Annotated in this window: 16 protein-coding genes; 12 read left to right on the forward strand and 4 right to left on the reverse strand. The window is 73.6% G+C overall.

From position 1 onward, the window contains the following. Window positions 1–78: 78 nt before the first annotated feature. Window positions 79–885, reverse strand: a complete 807-nt coding sequence (locus tag HDG69_RS03060; protein WP_171782290.1) for a MerR family transcriptional regulator — start codon at window positions 883–885, stop codon at window positions 79–81. Between the two features lie 65 nt (window positions 886–950). Continuing rightward, window positions 951–1,430: a MarR family winged helix-turn-helix transcriptional regulator gene (locus HDG69_RS03065; protein ID WP_171782291.1), complete on the reverse strand. Its 480-nt coding sequence runs from the start codon at window positions 1,428–1,430 to the stop codon at window positions 951–953. Window positions 1,431–1,524: 94 nt separating this feature from the next. Between HDG69_RS03065 and HDG69_RS03070 the strand changes: the two genes are divergently transcribed. Then, window positions 1,525–3,792 (forward strand): LLM class flavin-dependent oxidoreductase, encoded by a 2,268-nt coding sequence (locus tag HDG69_RS03070; RefSeq protein ID WP_171782292.1) that lies wholly within the window; start codon window positions 1,525–1,527, stop codon window positions 3,790–3,792. Between the two features lie 9 nt (window positions 3,793–3,801). Here the strand turns inward: HDG69_RS03070 and HDG69_RS03075 are convergent, their stop codons facing one another. After that, window positions 3,802–4,083: a hypothetical protein gene (locus HDG69_RS03075; RefSeq protein ID WP_171782293.1), complete on the reverse strand. Its 282-nt coding sequence runs from the start codon at window positions 4,081–4,083 to the stop codon at window positions 3,802–3,804. Between the two features lie 303 nt (window positions 4,084–4,386). Here HDG69_RS03075 and HDG69_RS03080 point away from each other — a divergent pair, with 303 nt between their 5' ends. The 5 genes from HDG69_RS03080 to HDG69_RS03100 all read left to right on the forward strand — a co-directional run bounded on the left by HDG69_RS03080 (window position 4,387) and on the right by HDG69_RS03100 (window position 8,738). Then, a complete protein-coding gene (locus HDG69_RS03080; RefSeq protein WP_171782294.1) occupies window positions 4,387–5,619 on the forward strand; it encodes an AAA family ATPase in 1,233 nt (410 codons plus the stop codon). Window positions 5,620–5,631: 12 nt separating this feature from the next. Then, on the forward strand, window positions 5,632–6,693 hold the full coding sequence (gene mgrA, locus HDG69_RS03085; RefSeq protein WP_171782295.1) for an L-glyceraldehyde 3-phosphate reductase: 1,062 nt from the start codon (window positions 5,632–5,634) through the stop codon (window positions 6,691–6,693). Between the two features lie 17 nt (window positions 6,694–6,710). Next, on the forward strand, window positions 6,711–7,571 hold the full coding sequence (locus HDG69_RS03090) for a PfkB family carbohydrate kinase (protein ID WP_171782296.1): 861 nt from the start codon (window positions 6,711–6,713) through the stop codon (window positions 7,569–7,571). Further along, the gene (locus tag HDG69_RS03095; protein WP_171782297.1) at window positions 7,568–8,194 is read left to right on the forward strand and encodes a nucleoside/nucleotide kinase family protein; all 627 of its coding nucleotides are present in this window, start codon (window positions 7,568–7,570) and stop codon (window positions 8,192–8,194) included. The genes HDG69_RS03090 and HDG69_RS03095 overlap by 4 nt, the downstream gene beginning before the upstream one ends. Before the next feature lie 100 nt (window positions 8,195–8,294). Then, entirely contained in the window at window positions 8,295–8,738 is a 444-nt protein-coding gene (locus HDG69_RS03100; RefSeq protein WP_171782298.1) for a hypothetical protein, read from the forward strand. A gap of 4 nt (window positions 8,739–8,742) precedes the next feature. Here the strand turns inward: HDG69_RS03100 and HDG69_RS03105 are convergent, their stop codons facing one another. Next, window positions 8,743–9,216, reverse strand: coding sequence for an Lrp/AsnC ligand binding domain-containing protein (locus HDG69_RS03105; RefSeq protein ID WP_171782299.1), 474 nt, complete (start codon window positions 9,214–9,216; stop codon window positions 8,743–8,745). Window positions 9,217–9,490: 274 nt separating this feature from the next. On the opposite strand from HDG69_RS03105, the gene pdhA reads away from it, so the two are divergent. From pdhA to HDG69_RS03135, 6 genes are read left to right on the forward strand one after another with little or no spacing between them, the layout of a single operon-like run. Beyond that, on the forward strand, window positions 9,491–10,771 hold the full coding sequence (gene pdhA / locus HDG69_RS03110; protein ID WP_171782300.1) for a pyruvate dehydrogenase (acetyl-transferring) E1 component subunit alpha: 1,281 nt from the start codon (window positions 9,491–9,493) through the stop codon (window positions 10,769–10,771). After that, window positions 10,768–11,811: an alpha-ketoacid dehydrogenase subunit beta gene (locus HDG69_RS03115; protein WP_171782301.1), complete on the forward strand. Its 1,044-nt coding sequence runs from the start codon at window positions 10,768–10,770 to the stop codon at window positions 11,809–11,811. The genes pdhA and HDG69_RS03115 overlap by 4 nt, the downstream gene beginning before the upstream one ends. A gap of 46 nt (window positions 11,812–11,857) precedes the next feature. Beyond that, window positions 11,858–13,306, forward strand: a complete 1,449-nt coding sequence (locus HDG69_RS03120; protein ID WP_171782302.1) for a dihydrolipoamide acetyltransferase family protein — start codon at window positions 11,858–11,860, stop codon at window positions 13,304–13,306. Beyond that, a complete protein-coding gene (locus tag HDG69_RS03125; protein WP_171782303.1) occupies window positions 13,303–14,934 on the forward strand; it encodes a carboxyl transferase domain-containing protein in 1,632 nt (543 codons plus the stop codon). The genes HDG69_RS03120 and HDG69_RS03125 overlap by 4 nt, the downstream gene beginning before the upstream one ends. A gap of 5 nt (window positions 14,935–14,939) precedes the next feature. After that, window positions 14,940–17,078 (forward strand): ATP-binding protein, encoded by a 2,139-nt coding sequence (locus tag HDG69_RS03130; protein ID WP_171782304.1) that lies wholly within the window; start codon window positions 14,940–14,942, stop codon window positions 17,076–17,078. Next, the gene (locus HDG69_RS03135; RefSeq protein ID WP_171782305.1) at window positions 17,075–18,268 is read left to right on the forward strand and encodes an acyl-CoA dehydrogenase family protein; all 1,194 of its coding nucleotides are present in this window, start codon (window positions 17,075–17,077) and stop codon (window positions 18,266–18,268) included. Before HDG69_RS03130 ends, HDG69_RS03135 begins: the two co-directional genes overlap by 4 nt. Window positions 18,269–18,299 lie beyond the last annotated feature (31 nt).

The following is an 18,299-nucleotide window of genomic DNA, read 5'->3' on the forward strand; positions in this document are numbered from 1 at the left end:
TCTGGCCCGATATGTTTGTTTTGCCCAGGCTGGAAGCCCAGAAATCGCGCCCACAGCTCTTCGGTGGGGTGGTCGGAGTCAGGCGGTGGTGACCGGCTGCTGCAGCTCGGTCACCCAGTCGCTCTGGTCCTCGTCCGGCTCCGCGCGGACGTAGAGCTCCCGGCACGGTCCGGACGGTACGAGCCCTCGCGCCGTCATCTCGGTGTGCAGCGCCTGCCAGGACTCGCCGATCCGGTCCATCGAGCCGTGGTGCACCGCGCACACGGCGATGTCCACCGCCGGCAGGTCGACGACCTCGAACCCGGGCCGCGCCTCGCCGGCGTAGGCGTACCCGACCACGACGCGTAGACCGTCCTCGCCGGCGTCGTACTGAGCGATCGGCGTCTCCAGCAGCCCCTGGTTCGGCTCGAGCGCCCGGGCCACGGCGTCGAAGGACGGCCCGACGACGGCGGCCACCTCCGGCTGGGCGGCCACCACGGTGGTGCGCGCCGCGAGCCGGACGGCGGGCAGGGACTTCTTGACGATCTCGATGCTGGTCATGGCCTTCTCCTTCTCGATGAGCCGGAGCCTGCGCTCCACGTCGACGAGCCGCGCCGTCGCCTCCTCGTGCTCCCTGGCCACCTCGGCCCTCCGGACCTGCAGCAGGCCGGTGAGCTGCTCGGCGTCCACGCCGTCGGCGAGGACGAGCGCGACGTCGTCGAGGCCGAAGCCGAGCTGGCGCAGGGCGACGATGCGATGGAGCCGGTCGAGCTGGGACGGGTCGTACGAGCGGTACCCGGTGAACTCGTCGACGTGGGCGGGAACGAGCAGGCCGGCGGAGTCCCAGTGCCGCAGCATGCGGTGGGTCACCTGACCGATCTGCGCGAACGCCCCGATGGACAACATGGCACCGTTCTCCCGTCTGTCACCGTGTCAGGGTCAAGCGCCTCCGAGGGGCAAGGTCTTGCCGGTCAGGTCCCGGGTGCGATGGTGTCGCCGACGACGGCGCACCGGTCGTCGTGCGGTGCGGCCCCGCCGGCCGCCCGCTCGAGCAGGGTGCGCAGCGTCGCGCGCTCGGCGGGGTCGAGGGTCGACAACAGCTCGTCCTCGGCACGGGCGACCGCGCCGTCGAGCCCGGTGACGATCTCGCGTCCGCGCGCGGTGGCGACGATCCGACGCGCCCGCCGGTCGCTGGGGTCGGGCTGCCGCCGGGCGAGGCCCGCCGCGTCGAGCTCGTCGAGCAGGTAGGTCATGACCGTGCGGTCGATCCCGAGGCGGGCGGCGAGCGCTGCCTGGGTGGGGGGCTCGTCGTGCACGACGGCGGAGAGCACCTCGTAGCCCCGGGATCCCTGCGGCAGCTCGCTGCATGTCGCGGCAACCCGCTGTTTCCACTCGCGCAGGAGCGCGGCGAGGGACCAGCCGAAGGGCGAGGGCGCGTCGGGTGAGGGCATGCGGCGATCCTACCGCGGAATGCGATGTCGTCGAGATGAGTTGTTTCGACTATCGTCTGTTCAACAGATTAATCTCGTCCTCAGGAGCAGCCCCATGACCGACTACGGCCACGACCTGGTCTTCGGTACGTTCGTCACCCCGTCGAACCGTGACCCTCAGCAGCCCGTCCGGCTCGCCCAGGCCGCCGAGACCGCCGGCCTGGACCTCGTGACCTTCCAGGACCACCCGTACCAGCCCGGGTTCCTGGACACGTGGACGCTCATCTCCTACGTGGCGGCCGCCACCGAGCGGGTGCACCTGGCCGGCAACGTCCTCAACCTGCCACTGCGCCAGCCGGCCGTGCTGGCGCGGTCGGTCGCCAGCCTCGACCTGCTCAGCGGCGGGCGCATCGACCTCGGCCTCGGTGCGGGCGGGTTCTGGGACGCCATCGAGTCCATGGGCGCCGAGCGGCTGACCCCGGCGCAGTCCGTCACGGCCCTCGAGGAAGCCCTCGAGATCATCCGTGGCATCTGGGACCCCGGTGAGCGTCGCGGCCTGCGCACCAGCGGCGAGCACCACCGCGTCACCGGGGCGAAGCGAGGGCCCGCCCCGGCGCACGACGTGCCCGTCTGGCTCGGCGCGTACAAGCCCCGCATGCTGCGACTCGTCGCGCGCAAGGCCGACGGCTGGCTGCCCTCCCTCGCCTACCTGAAGGACGGTGACCTGGCCCGGGGCAACAAGGTCATCGACGAGGCCGCCGAGGAGGCCGGCCGCCACCCCGCGGAGATCCGCCGCCTGCTCAACGTGCAGGGCGCTGTCGCACCCGCACGCCAGGGGTTCCTGCAGGGGCCCGTCGAGCAGTGGGTCGACGAGCTCGCCACCCTCGCCCTGTCCGACGGCATCGGGACGTTCGTCGTCGCCACCGACGACCCGACCCAGACGGCGGTGCTCGGCCACGAGATCGCCCCGGCGGTGCGCGAGCTGGTCGCCCGCGAGCGCGCAGCCGCCGGGACCGCCCCGGCCGCCACCCGCCGGGGCAGAGCCGCGATCGAGCTGCGCCGGGACGGGATCGACTACGGCGCCGTGCCGGCCGCGCTGGCGAGCACCGCCGTCGAACCGGGCGACCGCGCCTACGACACCGTGCGCCACAACTACCTGCGCTCCGGCGCCCCGGGCCTCGTGCTCCGTCCCCGCGACGCCACCGAGGTCGCCGAAGCCGTCGCCTATGCCCGGGCGCAGGACGTCCCGCTGGGCATCCGCTCCGGCGGGCACGGCATCAGCGGGCGGTCCACGAACGACGGCGGGATCGTCGTCGACCTCGGGTCGCTGAATGCCATCGAGGTGGTCGACGACGCCACCCGCCGCGTGCGGATCGGTGCCGGCGCCACCTGGAGTCAGGTCGCCGAAGCGCTGGCACCGCGCGGCTGGGCGATCAGCTCGGGTGACTACGGCGGTGTCGGTGTCGGCGGGCTCGCCACCGCCGGCGGGGTCGGGTTCCTCGGGCGCACGTACGGGCTGACCATCGACCACCTCGTGGCGGCGGAGGTCGTGACGGCGGACGGGCGCGTCGTACGAGCCTCCGCCACGGAGCACCCCGACCTGTTCTGGGGGCTGCGCGGTGCCGGCGGGAACCTGGGCGCCGTCACCTGGGTCGAGATCGAGGCGCAGGAGGTCGGCGACGTTGTCTTCTCCCAGATGACCCTCGACGCCACCGACACCGCCGGGCTGCTCGAGCGCTGGGGGAAGGCGGTCGAGACCGCTCCCCGCGAGCTCACGAGCTTCCTCATCCTGTCGCCAGGCCGGCGTGGGAACGGGCCGGTCGCCCAGCTCATGACCGTCTGGGCCGGTGACGACACCGTCGCGGCCGTCACCCAGCTCGAACGGTTGGCCGACGCCGGACCGCTCCTGGGGCACGAGGCGTACCTGCTGCCCTACTCCGGCGTCGTGCAGGCGGCGGCGAAGCAGCACCAGGGCGGCGGCGACCCGGCGGTCCGTTCCGCTCTGGTGACCCACCTCGACACGGCGACCGCCCGCGCCTTCGAGCGGGTGGCGGCGTCGGGCGCCGCCTACTTCCTGCAGGTCCGCGCGACCGGCGGGGCGACCCACGACGTCCCGGTGGAGGCCACGGCCTACGCGCACCGGCGGCAGAACTTCGTGCTCTCGGCGATGGGGAGCTCGCAGGAGCAGCTCGACATGCTCTGGGACGCCGAGATGGCGTCGCACACGGACGGGCTCTACCTGTCCTTCGACACCGACACGCGACCCGAGCGGCTCGACGAGGCGTTCCCCGGGCCGACCCTGGCGCGGCTGCGCCAGGTCAAGCGGGACTGGGACCCGACGAACCTCTTCAGCGCCAACTTCCCCGTGCCGCCGGCGGAGTAGCTCGCCGGTTCAGCCGTGGCCGATGCTCGCGGCGAGCGAGAACAGCACGACACCCAGCGTCACGACGCCCGTCATCGCCCCCACGAGCCCCCGGGCGGTGCCGGGGCGCGCGTCGCGCTCGGCGACGTGGATGGCGAACGATCCCAGGCCGATGGAGGCGAGAGCGAGAGGGGCGGCCACCCAGTCGCCGACCACGGGGACGACGGCGCAGGCCAGCCCCGCCACCCCGAGTGCCACCGACCACTCGGCCGAGCGCGGCACGCCGGGCCCCGAGGTGTCGCCGTCGTCCATGTGTCGCTCCGTCTCGCCGGTCCCGTCCTCGTCCGGGTCAAGTGTGACGGGTGTCAGATGAATCCTGCTCTGCTCATCGTGTCGACCCTCCCCCTCGAGTGGAGTCAGGTTCACTCGACCCTCCCCCTTGAGTGGAGTCATGTTTACTCAACCCTCCCCCTCGAGTGAGTATGGTGCTACCTTCATTGCCTGCGCGATGACTCCATCCGGCACCACCTCAGCGAGCGAAACCCCTGGTGGAAGGCGCAGGTGCTCGGCGAAGAGACTACCGCTTGGACGCGGCGGCATCCTGTGCTGCAGGGGTTGGCCACGTACGACATCGGATATCGGGCGGAAGCGCTCGACGACGTCGCGACGGATCCGCTCGGCGATCGGTTGATCGTCCTGTCGGGGCCGCGGCGCATCGGCAAGTCGGTCGTGATGCTGCAGCTCGCCGCGACGCTCTGCGAACGGAGCGATATCGATCCCCGGCAGATCATCCACGTCCCGTGCGACACGTTGGCACTGCAAGACGTCCGCCGCGTTCTCACGCTCGCGCGCAGCATGACGGAGTCGGTCGACCTCGACGGGGCGCGGCCTCGAGTGTGGCTCTTCGACGAGATCACCTCGGTGCGTGGTTGGTCGTCCGTGTTCAAGGACGCCCGGGACAACACGGCGTTCGCGCACGACACCGTCATCGCCGCGGGGTCCCGATGGGACCCGGACGAGGACATCGAGGGCAACCTCATGGCAGGTCGGGCAGGTTCTGAGACACGTCGCCGCCGAACACTCCTGCCGATGAGCTTCCGCGAGTTCCTCATCACCACGCGTGAGAACCTCCCCGTGCTGTCACGTCTTCATCCAGGTCACTTGCAGAGTCGCGAGGCGCGTGCCCAGCTCGCCGAGACGGAACTGTTCGTCGACGAGTTCGATCTGGCTTGGCAGCAGTTCCTGAGTGTGGGTGGGTTTCCGCGCGCCGTGGCCGAGTACGTCCGGAACGGTGCCGTCTCGGATGCGTATCTGCAGGATCTCCAGGCGTGGACTCGGGCGGCCTTGGAGACCCGGCTGACGCGGATGGTGTCGTCGCACGCTGTGCTGCGCTGTCCTCAGCGAGACGACTTCGGAGCGCTGGTGCCTCGAACGCAGTCCAAGCACTACCTCACCGATCCGGTCCTCTCGTGGTTGCCGTCACGCCTACGTGGTGGGGCGAAGGCGCCCGACATGACGTCCCTGACCGAACAGGCCATCGGTGTGCACCTCGCGCGTGCGGTGGACGCCCACTCCGAGGGGCGATGGCTGGCTGGTGACACCATCGGATACGCACGGACGAGCAACGACCGGGAGATCGACCTGGCGCCGGTCTCGTTGCCGTCCGCTGCGGGGACCGTCATGAGCGTGCCGATCGAGTCGAAGTGGGTCTCGCGTGGCTGGAAGAGCGAGGCCCGCGTGATCATGGGGAAGTACCAGCGGGGAATCCTCGCGACGAAGTCGATCTTGGACACGAGCGGAGAGGTGTGGGCCGTCCCGGCGCCGCTGCTGGCGTTGACGCTGCTCTGACAGGATGCTCCTATGCCTCTCGCACCTCGCTACCTGGCCGCCGACACCCGTTACGACACGATGACCTATCGCCGGACGGGTCGTTCCGGGCTGGACCTGCCGGCGCTGTCGCTGGGCCTGTGGCACAACTTCGGCCACGTGAACCCGCTGGAGACGCAGCGTGCGATCCTGTGCCGCGCGTTCGACCTCGGCGTGACGCACTTCGACCTGGCGAACAACTACGGCCCGCCGTACGGCTCGGCGGAGGAGAACTTCGGCCGCCACCTGGCCACCGACCTGCGGCCGTACCGCGACGAGCTCGTCATCTCCACCAAGGCGGGCTACGACATGTGGCCGGGCCCGTACGGCGACCACGGCTCGCGCAAGTACCTGCTGTCCTCGCTCGACCAGTCCCTGCACCGCATGGGTCTCGACCACGTCGACATCTTCTACCACCACCGCCCGGACCCCTCGACGCCGCTGGAAGAGACCATGGGTGCCCTCGCCTCCGCCGTCGCGCAGGGCAAGGCGCTGTACGTCGGGGTCTCGAACTACTCGCCGTCGCGCACCCGGGAGGCGGCCCAGATCCTGGCGGAGCTGGGTACCCCGATGCTCATCCACCAGCCCAGCTACTCGATGTTCAACCGGCACATCGAAGACGCCGAGCGCGAGGACCCCTACGACGGTCAGCAGAGCGAGTCCCTGCTCGACGCCGTCGAGGACCTGGGAGTGGGCACCATCGTCTTCTCCCCGCTGCAGCAGGGACTGCTGACCGGCCGCTACCTGGGCGGTTCGGCACCGGAGGGGTCGCGCGCGGCGCGGTCGGACTCGCCGTTCCTCTCCAGCGACGCCCTCAGCGAGACCTACCTCGAACGGGCGCGCGCCCTGCACGAGATCGCCGCCGGGCGCGGGCAGAGCCTCGCCCAGCTCGCGCTGTCGTGGGTGCTGCGGGACTCGCGCGTGACGTCGGCGCTGATCGGGGCGTCCTCGGTGGCGCAGCTCGAGGACAACGTCGCGGCGCTCGCGGCCGGGCCCTTGACCGAGGACGAGGTCGCCGCGATCGAGCCGTACGCCGTCGACGGCACCGGCCGCTGACCGGGAAGGGGACTCGGATGAGCACCTGCTGGTTCGTGGGCCTGACCACGCTCGACGTCGTGCACCGGGCCACCGCGCGGCCGGGCAGCGACGAGAAGGTCACGGCCGTCCGCCAGGACGTCGCCGCGGGCGGTCCGGCTGCCAACGCCGCCGTGACGGCCGCCGCGCTCGGGGTCCGGGCCGTGCTGATCACGGCGCTGGGTGACGGGCCGGTCGCGATGGCGGCGCGCAGCGACCTGGCCGCCCACGGCGTCGAGGTCCAGGACGTGGCCGCCGGGTCGGACTTCCCGCTCGCCGTCTCCGCGGTGCTGGTCGACGACGCGACCGGGGAACGGTCGGTCGTCTCGGCGGACGCGGCGCTCGCCGACGCCCCGGCGCCGTCGAACCTGCCGCAGCTGCCCACCCCGGACCTCGTGCTGCTGGACGGGCACCACCCGGCGATCGCCCGCGCCGTCGTGGAGCACGTCGGGACCCTCGACCGCCGCCCACCCGTGCTGCTGGACGCCGGGCGGTGGCGGGAGGTGTTCGCCGAGCTGATCCCTGCCGCCGACGTCGCCGCGCTCTCGGCGGACTTCTCGGTCCCCGGGCACGACGACGGCGCTTCGGGCGCCCGGGCGCTCGGGGCCGGCGCCGTGGTGGTCACCCACGGCGGCGACCCGGTCGAGTGGTTCGGCGCGGACGGGTCCGGGACGGTCGACGTGCCGGAGGTCGAGGTCCGCGACACGCTCGGCGCGGGCGACGCCTTCCACGGGGCGCTCGCCGCCGCCCTGGCCGGCGGGGCCGCACTGTCCGAGGCCTGCGCGCAGGCGGCACGGGTCGCGAGCACCCGGGTGGCTCACGACGGACCACGTGCCTGGCTCGCGGAGCTGCGCGGGTGAGCACGACGGCGGAGCTCGCCGCCCGGGCGCGCGGGCTCGTCGCGTCAGGGGAGCGCGCGATCCTCGGGATCGTCGGGGCACCCGGCTCGGGCAAGTCGACGGTGGCGGCGGCGCTGGTCGAGGAGCTCGGGCCGGAGCTGGCCGTCTGCGTCGGGATGGACGGCTTCCACCTGTCGGACGCGGTGCTGGCCGCGCACGGGTCCCGGCACCGCAAGGGCGCGATCGACACGTTCGACGACGCCGGGTACGCGGCGCTGATCGCGCGGCTCGCCGACGCCCGCCCCGGTGACCCTCCGGTCTACGCCCCGGTGTTCCGGCGGGAGATCGAGGAACCGGTCGCCGCCGGTGTCGAGGTGCCGGCCGAGGTGCCGCTGGTCGTCACCGAGGGGAACTATCTGCTCGCGGCGTCGGGCGCCTGGCCCGCCGCACGGGCCCGGATGGCCGAGGTCTGGTACGTCGAGCTGCCCGACGACGTCCGCCTGGCCCGCCTCGAGGCGCGGCACCGGGCGTTCGGCAAGAGCGCCGAGGACGCGCGGCGCTGGGCGCGCGGCTCGGACCAGGTCAACACGGAGCTCATCGAGGCGACGCAGGGTGCGGCCGACCTGGTGGTCGGGCTCTCCTGACGCGACGGCTCCGGTGCGCGCGGACCTTCCCGGCGCGTGCCGGTGCTGACATCATGGCGCCGGGCCGCGGCTGCGTCCCCGCAGAACGAGGGGAGACGCGGTGCGTGGCGGGACGGTGGTGGCCGGAGCAGTGCTCGCGCTCATGGTGCTGGGCGGTTGCAGCGGCAACATGTGGATCGGGTACGGGCGGGAGTGCGAGGAGTCCGTCGAGGCGTACGGGGAGGCCCTGAGCGCGGAGGCGGAGCGCCTGGCCGCGGAGCTCGGGGGTGGTGCACCGCACGAGGTGACCTGTGACACCGATGGCGGTCCGACGGCGTGGGTGGGCTTCGACCTCGACGCGCCGGGGGCCGTCGACGTCGAGACCGCTGATGCCCGGTTGACGGAGCTGGGGTGGGTCCCCGAGAGCTCCGAGGAGGAGGCCGGCGGATACCGAGAGCTGTGGTACGCCGCCGGCGACGGAAGCGGCATGGGCCTGATCCTCACGCGGTTCACGACCGGCGACGTCCGCGTGAGCGTCCACCGCGGGCCACCGGGCGACGACTGACGGCTCACAGCCCGCGGCGCAGCTTCTCCACGAGCGGCTGGATGCGGAACGGCACCAGCTCGCCCATCGAGAGGGACGTCTCGGTGCGCTGCACGCCGTCGATGCGCAGGATCGCGGCGTCGATGCGGAACAGGTGATCGGTGTCCCGGCAGACGACGTGGACGCGCAGGTCCGCTGCTCCGCTGTGCCCGAACGCCTGGATCACCTCGGGGATCTCGGCGAGCTCGGTGACGATCCGGGCGAGCTCCTGCTGGTGCACGGTGACCTCGATGAAGGCGGTCAGCGGGTGACCGAGCACGGCAGGGTCGATGCACCGGTCGAACTCCCGGAAGGCGCCGGCGTCCTCCAGGCGGGTCAGCCGGGCGGCCACGGTGTTGCGCGAGATGCCCAGCCGCTGGGCGAGGGCGACCGTCGTGGCGCGCGGGTCCTGCGAGAGGGCCCTCAGCAGTGCGAGGTCCACGGCGTCGATGCTGTGCACCCGATCAGCCTATCCGTGATGCGCACCACGTTCCGGTCGGCACGTTCGGCTCCGGTCGGCAGCCGCAGTGACCGATCGGAGCCGGAGGTGCCGACCGGAGCGCTGAGGTCACGAACCGCGCCGGGCTGTGCACTCTGCTCAGCCCGACACCACGCACCAGAGCACTGTGCGTAGCGTGCCCGACGGCGGTGGTGCGGTGTGACCCAGCCGCGTTACGTTCGCCACATCGGCGCTCGACGAGGAGCGCCGTCTCCGATGCGAGGTGAGGCCACCCATGCCCAGCACCACGGATCCGAGGACGCGGCGCCTGTCACGAGCAGGCCACGACTCCTCGGTGGACAGCGCCCACGGCGGCGCGCGCGACCATGCGCCCGCCACCGCCCGCCCGGCCTCCGCGCGCGAGGGCGTCGACCCCGGGGACGGCACCGTCCGGCTGGTCGACGCCGACGGCGTGCGCCACCCGGACGCGACGTACGACGCCTGGGTCGAGGACGTCGACCACGCCGCCCTGCTGCGCCTCTACGAGGACATGGTGGTCGTGCGTCGCATCGACACCGAGGCCACCGCCCTGCAGCGCCAGGGCCACCTCGCGCTGTGGCCCCCGCTGCTCGGCCAGGAGGCCGCCCAGATCGGCTCGGCCCGTGCCCTGGACGTCGACGACTTCGTGTTCTCCAGCTACCGCGAGCACGGCGTCGCCCACGTGCGTGGCATCGCCGGGGCGGACCTGCTGCGCGTGTGGCGCGGCGTCACCGGCGCCGGGTGGGACCCGCACGAGGCCCGGATGGCGCCCATGCAGGTGATCATCGGTGCCCAGGCCCTGCACGCCGTGGGCTACGCCGTCGGGATCCTCGCCGACCAGGAGACCGACGAACGGGGCGAGGCCCCGGGCTCCGGTGCCACCGCCGGGGCCGCACCCACCGAGGCCGTCATCTCCTACTTCGGTGACGGCGCGACGAGCCAGGGCGACGTCGCCGAGGCGTTCACGTTCGCCTCGACCTGGACGGCGCCCGTGGTCTTCTTCTGCCAGAACAACCAGTGGGCGATCTCCGAGCCGGTGTCGCTGCAGTCCAAGGTGCCGCTCGTCGAGCGTGCCCGGGGCTTCGGCATGCCGGGCGTCCGGGTGGACGGCAACGACGTGCTGGCCGTGCTCGCGGTGACGCGCCAGGCGCTGCACCGGGCGCGCACCGGCGGCGGCCCCACCTTCATCGAGGCCGTCACCTACCGCCGCGGGCCGCACACCACGGCCGACGACCCCACCCGTTACCGCACCTCCGCCGAGATCGAGCACTGGGAGGCGCGCGACCCGGTCGACCGCATCGCCGCCCACCTGCGTGCCGAGGGTGCGCTCGACGACGACGGCGAGGCCCGGGTGCAGGCCGCTGCCGACGCCGTCGCGGCCGAGCTGCGCGCCGGCGTCACCTCCATCGCGGACCCGTCGTGGCCCGACGTCTTCGCGGACGTCTACGCCGAGCCGCACGCCGAGCTCGACGCCGAGCGGGACGCCTACGCCCGCTACCTCGACGGCTTCGAGACCTCCGAAGGAGGCGGACGATGACGACGCAGACGATGACGCTGGCCCAGGGCCTCAACGCCGGCCTGCGGCAGGCGCTGCGCGACGACGACCACGTGGTGCTGCTCGGTGAGGACATCGGCGCCCTCGGCGGGGTCTTCCGGGTCACGGACGGGCTGCAGCGCGAGTTCGGGCCGCGCCGGGTGGTGGACACGCCGCTGGCGGAGTCGGGGATCCTCGGCACCGCCATCGGGATGGCGTACCGCGGGTACCGCTCGGTGGTGGAGATCCAGTTCGACGGGTTCGTCTACGTCGCGTTCGACCAGATCGTCAGCCAGGTCGCCAAGATGCACGCCCGCACGAGGGGCAAGGTGCCGATGCCGCTGACGATCCGCATCCCCGTCGCCGGCGGAATCGGCGCGGCGGAGCACCACAGCGAGTCCCCGGAGGCGTACTTCGTGCACACCGCGGGGCTGCGCGTGGTGTCGGTGTCGAACCCGCAGGACGCCAGCACCGTGCTGCGCCAGGCGATCGCCTGCGACGACCCGGTGATCTTCTTCGAGCCCAAGCGGCTCTACCACGTCAAGGGCGAGGTCGACCCCGCCGTCGACCTCGCCGACGCCCCGCCCATGAGCGCAGCCCACGTGGTGCGCCCCGGCCGTGACGTCACCGTCGCCACGTGGGGCTCGCACGTCGCCACCGGCATCGACGCGGCCGAGGCGTACGACGGCGCGTCGATCGAGGTCATCGACCTGCGGTCGCTCTCGCCGTGGGACGCCGACGCCGTCACCGAGTCCGTGCGCCGCACGGGGCGGCTCGTCGTGGTCCACGAGGGACCACGTCAGGCGGGCGTCGGTGCCGAGATCTGCGCGACGGTCACCGAGCGGTGCTTCGAGCACCTCGAGGCCCCGCCCGTACGCATCACGGGCCACGACGTGCCCTACCCGCCGGCCAAGCTCGAGGGACACCACGTGCCCGACCTGGACCGGGTGTGCTTCGCCGTCGACCAGGTGCTGGGCAGGGTGCCGCTCGACGTCCCGACGGTCAGCGCGGCCGTCCGGTCCGGCGGGGAGATGGCGGCATGAGCGCGAGCAGCGAGGCGCGGCAGCGTTCAGGCAAGGAGGACGACTCATGAGCACCCAGGAGTTCCTGCTCCCGGACCTCGGCGAAGGACTGACCGAGTCCGAGGTGGTCGAGTGGCGCGTGACGCCGGGCGACACGGTGACGCTGAACCAGGTGATCGCCGAGGTCGAGACCGCCAAGGCGCTCGTCGAGATCCCCTCGCCGTACGCGGGCGTCGTCGCGGTCCTCCACGCGGAGGAGGGGCAGATCGTCGAGGTCGGCGAGCCGCTGGTCACCTTCGAGCTCGAGACGGCGACCGGCTCGCCTGCCGCCCACGACGGCCCGGCACCTGCGACGGAGGAGCCGGCCGCGTCGCACGAGCTGTCGGCCCCGTCCGGGACGCCGACGTCGTCGGCCTCGTCGGAACCGGCGGACGAGGAGGAGTCCCGGCCCAACCTCGTGGGCTACGGGGCCCGCGCGGCCCGTCGCGGCCGCGCGACCCGCCGTCCGCGCAAGCCGGTCGCCGTGCCCGGGCCGGCGCCGTCGGACGGGGTGGCCCCGCGGGCCACGGCCACCCGCCGCGCCACCCCGGGGGTCCGCGCGATGGCCAAGCGGCTCGGTGTCGACCTCACGCAGGTCACCGGCACCGGCACCGACGGGCGCATCTCGCGCGACGACGTGGAGACCGCTGCGCACGGCGCACCGGGCGCCGGTCCCCGCCGCGTGGAAGCTGCCGAGCACCGCGAGCCGGTGCGCGGCGTGCGCAAGCACACCGCCGCCGCGATGGTCGCCAGCGCCGCGATCCCGCAGGCCACCGTGCACCTCACCTGCGACGTGACGGCGCTGACCGAGCTGCTGGCGCGCCTGCGCGAGCACCCGCGCACCGCAGGGACCCGCCTGACCGTCCTCGCCCTCGTGGCCCGCGCGGTGTGCGCGCTGCTGCCCGACCACCCGGCGCTCGTCACGCGGTGGGAGGAGTCCGACGAGGGCCCGCAGCTCGTGCGCCCGGCGCACGTGCACCTGGGGATCGCCGTGGCCACGGACCGCGGGCTCGTGGTGCCGCACGTGCCGCACGCCGACGAGCTGTCCCTGGTCGGCCTGGCCCGGGAGCTCGGCGAGCTCGTCGCGGTCGCCCGCGCCGGACGGACCCGGCCCGAGCGGCTCACCGGCGGCACCCTGACGCTCACCAACGTCGGGGTGTTCGGGGTCGACGCGGGCACGCCGCTGCTCAACCCCGGCGAGTCGGCCATCCTCGGGATCGGGCGGCTCGCGCGGCGGCCCTGGGAGCACGCGGGCGAGATCGCGCTGCGCGAGACGTTGACGCTCAGCCTGACCTTCGACCACCGGGTGGTCGACGGCGAGCAGGGCGCCCGGTTCCTCGCCGACCTCGGGGCGGTGCTCACCGACCCTGCGCTCGTGCTGCTGCTCGGCGGTTCCGACCGCGCGGACGGCCTGGGCGCCGTCCACGGCTCTGCAGCGACCGGCGACTCCCCAGGACCCGAGGGGCGGGTCGCATGACCGTCCTGACCTCCGCCGTCGACCCCGCGGCCGATGCCGTCCGGGCGAACGCCGACGCGCAGCGGGCGCTCGCGGACGAGCTGCGCCGTCGGACCGCGCAGGCGGCCCGCGGCGGCTCCGACGCCGCCCGGGAGCGCCACGTGGGCCGGGGCAAGCTGCTCCCGCGCGACCGCGTCGACCGGCTGCTGGACCCCGGCAGCCCGTTCCTGGAGATCTCCCCGCTGGCGGCGTACGGGGTCGACGCCGGCCCGGGCGAGGTGGGCGAGTGGCCCGGCGCGGGCGTCGTGGCGGGCGTCGGGCTGGTGAGCGGGCGCCAGGTGATGGTGGTGTGCAACGACCCGACGGTCAAGGGCGGCACCTATCACCCGTTGACGGTGAAGAAGCACCTGCGCGCCCAGGAGGTCGCGCTGGAGAACCGGCTGCCGTGCGTGTACCTCGTGGACTCCGGCGGGGCGTTCCTGCCCCGGCAGGACGAGGTGTTCCCCGACCGGGACCACTTCGGACGGATCTTCTACCACCAGGCGCGGCTGTCCGCGGAGGGGATCCCGCAGATCTCGGCGGTGCTGGGCTCGTGCACGGCCGGCGGGGCGTACGTGCCGGCGATGAGCGACGAGACGGTGATCGTGCGGAACCAGGGCACGATCTTCCTCGGCGGCCCGCCGCTGGTGAAGGCTGCCATCGGCGAGGTCGTCACGGCCGAGGAGCTCGGCGGGGGAGAGCTGCACGCGCGGCGCTCGGGCGTGGTGGACCACCTGGCCGAGGACGACGAGCACGCCCTGGACATCGTGCGCGACATCGTCGCGACGCTGCCGCCGGACCCGGAGCCCGCGTGGGAGGTCGTCGAGACCGAGGCGCCCGCCGTCGGGCCGGACGGACTCGACACCGTGGTGCCCGTCGACGTGCAGCAGCCCTACGACCCGCGTGAGGTGATCGCCCGGCTCGTGGACGGCAGCCGGCTGACCGAGTTCAAGGCCGAGTACGGCACCACGCTGGTGTGCGGGTTCGCGCACCTGCACGGCCACCCCGTCGGCGTGCTGGCCAACCACGGGGTGCTGCTGCGCGAGTCGGCCCTCAAGGGGGCGCACTTCATCGAGCTGTGCGACCAGCGCGGCATCCCGCTGCTGTTCCTGCAGAACATCTCCGGGTTCATGGTGGGCACCGACGCCGAGGCAGGCGGCATCGCCAAGGACGGCGCCAAGATGGTCACCGCCGTCGCCACGGCCCGGGTGCCGAAGCTGACGGTCGTCGTGGGCGGGTCGTTCGGCGCCGGGAACTACGCGATGTGCGGCCGCGCCTACTCCCCGCGGTTCCTGTGGACGTGGCCCGGGGCGCGGGTGTCGGTGATGGGCGGCGAGCAGGCCTCCTCGGTCCTGGCGACGGTCCGGCGCGACCAGGCCACAGCCCGCGGCCAGGAGTGGGACGCCGAGGACGAGGAGGTCTTCCGCCGCGAGATCCGCGACTCCTACGAGGCCGCCGGCAACCCGTACCACGCGACCGCGCGGCTGTGGGACGACGGCATCATCGAGCCGGCCGAGACGCGACGCGTGCTCGGCATGGCCCTGGCGGTGTGCGCCCGCACCCCGCTCCCGGCGACCCAGGGCCCGCGCTTCGGGCTCTTCCGGATGTGAGGCACGTGTTCCCGTCGGTCCTGGTCGCCAACCGCGGCGAGATCGCCTGCCGCGTGATCGGCACGCTGCGCCGCCTCGGCATCCGCTCCGTGGCCGTGCACGCGGGACCGGCCGGAGGGATCGACGCGCGATCTCGCCACGTGCGCGAGGCCGACGTCGCGGTGTCGCTCGGCGGTGAGGTCGGTGCCCGCGCCTACCTGGACGTCGAGGCCGTCGTGGCGGCCGCCGTCGCCACCGGGGCGGAGGCGATCCACCCCGGGTACGGCTTCCTGTCGGAGAACCCGGAGCTCGCCCGTGCCTGCGAGCGGGCCGGGATCGTCTTCGTCGGACCGCCGGTCGGCGCGATCGAGGCGATGGCCGACAAGGTCGCCGGCAAGCGGATCGTCGCCGAGCGCGGCGTGCCCGTGCTGCCCGGCACGCTCGACGCCTCGCTCGACGACGACGCTCTCGTCGCCGCCGCGGACGAGGTCGGCTTCCCGCTGCTGGTCAAGCCGGTCGCCGGGGGCGGCGGCAAGGGGATGGTGGTCGTCCGGGCCGCCGCAGCGCTGCCGGACGCGCTGGCCTCGGCCCGCCGCGTGGCGACGTCGGCGTTCGGCGACGACGGGCTGCTGCTCGAACGGCTCGTGGACACCCCCCGGCACATCGAGGTGCAGGTCCTGGCCGACATCCGCGGCGCCGTCGTGCACCTGGGCGAGCGGGAGTGCACGCTGCAGCGCCGCCACCAGAAGATCATCGAGGAGGCGCCGTCGCCCGTGGTCGACGAGACCACCCGGGACCGCCTCGGCGCGGCCGCCTGCGAGGTGGCCCGCTCGGTGGGGTACGTCGGTGTCGGCACGGTGGAGTTCCTCGTGCCCGCGGACGCCCCGGACGACTTCGCGTTCATCGAGATGAACACGCGCCTGCAGGTGGAGCACCCGGTCACCGAGATGGTCACCGGCCTGGACCTGGTGGAGGCGCAGCTGCGGGTCGCCGCCGGCGAGCCGTTGTGGTTCGGCCAGCAGGACGTGCGGATCACGGGCCACGCGATCGAGGCCCGGGTGTACGCCGAGTCGCCCGCCCGCGGGTTCCTGCCGTCGGTGGGGCGCGTCGAGGTGTTCGACGACGCCGGGGTGGGCGCCGGGCCGCAGGCCTTCCCGCTGCGCCTGGATGCCGGGATCCGTGCCGGGGACGAGGTGAGCGGGGACTACGACCCGATGCTCGCCAAGGCCGTCGCCCACGGCGTGGACCGGGACCAGGCGCTGGCCCGGCTCGACGGGCTCCTGGCCCGCACGGCGGTGCTCGGCGTCGAGACCAACACCGCGTTCCTGCGCGACCTGCTCGCCGACCCGGACGTCCGGGCCGGCAAGCTCGACACCGGGCTGGTGGACCGGCTGGTCGTCCCCGCGGAGCCTCCGGGGCCGGCGCGGGACGGGCAGGACGCCGACCTCGACGATGCGGTGGTGGCTGCGGCGATGCTCGTCGGCACCACCTCGGCCGGCGACGACGGTGGCGCTGGTGACGGCGTCGCGAGCCCCTGGATCCGCGACGGCTGGCGCCTCAACGCCGCACCCGCCACCCGTCGGGTCGCCCTGCGCGACGCCGCCGGGACGATCCACGACCTCGAGGCCACCGGGACGCGGGACGCCGCCACGGTGGCGCGCGCACCCGGGGGCCCCCAGGGGCCGCGGCGTGGCGGGGACGCCTCACGGGCCGACGGCGGCACCCCGGTGCGCGCGTCCCTGCGCCCGGCCGGTGGCGCCCCGCACCGCCGCCTGCTCACGCTCGACCGACGCACGACGCCGGTCCACGTGCTGCGGCAGGGCGACCTCGTGTGGGTCGCCGCCGCGGGCCGCACCACCGTGCTCACCGTCCTGGACCGTGCCGCCCGCGCGGCGCTGCGCCGCAGCGGACGGGTAGCCACGGGCGGACCGGGATCACCGACCGGTCCCACCGAGGTCCGGGCCCAGATGCCCGGCACGGTGACCGCCACCCATGCCGAAGGACCCGTCCTCGCCGGTGCCGCCGTCGTCGTCGTCGAGGCCATGAAGATGGAGCACCCCCTGCCCGCACCCGCCGCAGGGACCCTGCGCGTCGTGGTGCACCCGGGCGACCAGGTCCGCCTCGACCAGGTGGTCGCCGTCGTCGAACCCGAAGGAGCGTCATGATCCCCGACACCGCCGCCACCGCCCTGACCGACGAGCAGCGCAAGCTGAGCCAGACGGTGCGCGAGTTCGCCGACGAGGTCGTCGCGCCGGCCGCCTACCGGTACGACACCGAGCGCCGGCTGCCGATGGAGATCATCGCGCAGATGGGAGAGCTCGGGCTGTTCGGGCTGCCGTTCCCGCGCGACGTGGGCGGGCAGGGCGACGACTACGTGTCGCTGTGCCTCGCCGTCGAGGCGCTCGCCCGGGTGGACCAGTCGATCGCCGTGACGCTGGAGGCCGGCGTCGGGCTCGGCATCATGCCGATCTTCCGGCACGGCACCGCCGAGCAGAAGGAACGCTGGCTGCCGGACCTCGTGGCCGGCCGGGCGCTCGCGGCGTTCGGGCTCACCGAGGCCGGCGCCGGCTCGGACGCGGGGGCGACGCAGACGACGGCGCGGCTCACCTCGGGCCCGGCCGGGGACGAGTGGGTCATCGACGGCACCAAGCAGTTCATCACCAACTCCGGCACTCCGATCACCAGCGTCATCACCATCACGGCCGTCACGGGCGAGCGGACCGGTGGCGACGGCGTCGTGCGCCCCGAGCTGTCGTCCATCCTGGTGCCCGCGGGCACCCCGGGCCTGACGGTCGGCGAGCCCTACGACAAGGTCGGCTGGCACACCTCGGACACCCACCCCTTGCGGCTCGACGGGGTCCGGGTGCCGGCGGCGAACCTGCTCGGCGAGCGGGGCCGCGGGTACGCGAACTTCCTCCACGTCCTCGACGAGGGTCGCGTCGCGTTCGCCGCTCTGGCCACCGGCGCCGCGCAGGGGTGCCTGGAGGAGGCGCTGCGGTACGCGAAGGAGCGCACCGTGTTCGGGCGCTCCATCGGGAGCAACCAGCACGTCGCCTTCACCCTCGCGCGGATGCAGGCGCGCGTGCACGCGGCCCGGCTGTGCTGGTTGGACGCGGCGCTCAAGCTCACCCACGGCAAGCCGTTCAAGGCCGAGGCGTCGGTCGCCAAGCTCACCGGTGGGGAGGCGGCGATGGCGAACGCCCGGGACGCCTCGCAGATCTTCGGCGGGTACGGGTTCCTCAACGAGAACCCCGTCGCCCGGCACTACCGCGACTCGAAGATCCTCGAGGTCGGCGAGGGCACCACGGAGGTCCAGCTCATGATCATCGCCCGCGACCTGGGGCTGGCTTCATGAGCGCAACCATGAGTGCCGAACAGGACCTTGC

It is taken from the genome of Isoptericola halotolerans (assembly GCF_013149785.1).
GTDB classification, from domain to species: domain Bacteria; phylum Actinomycetota; class Actinomycetes; order Actinomycetales; family Cellulomonadaceae; genus Isoptericola; species Isoptericola halotolerans.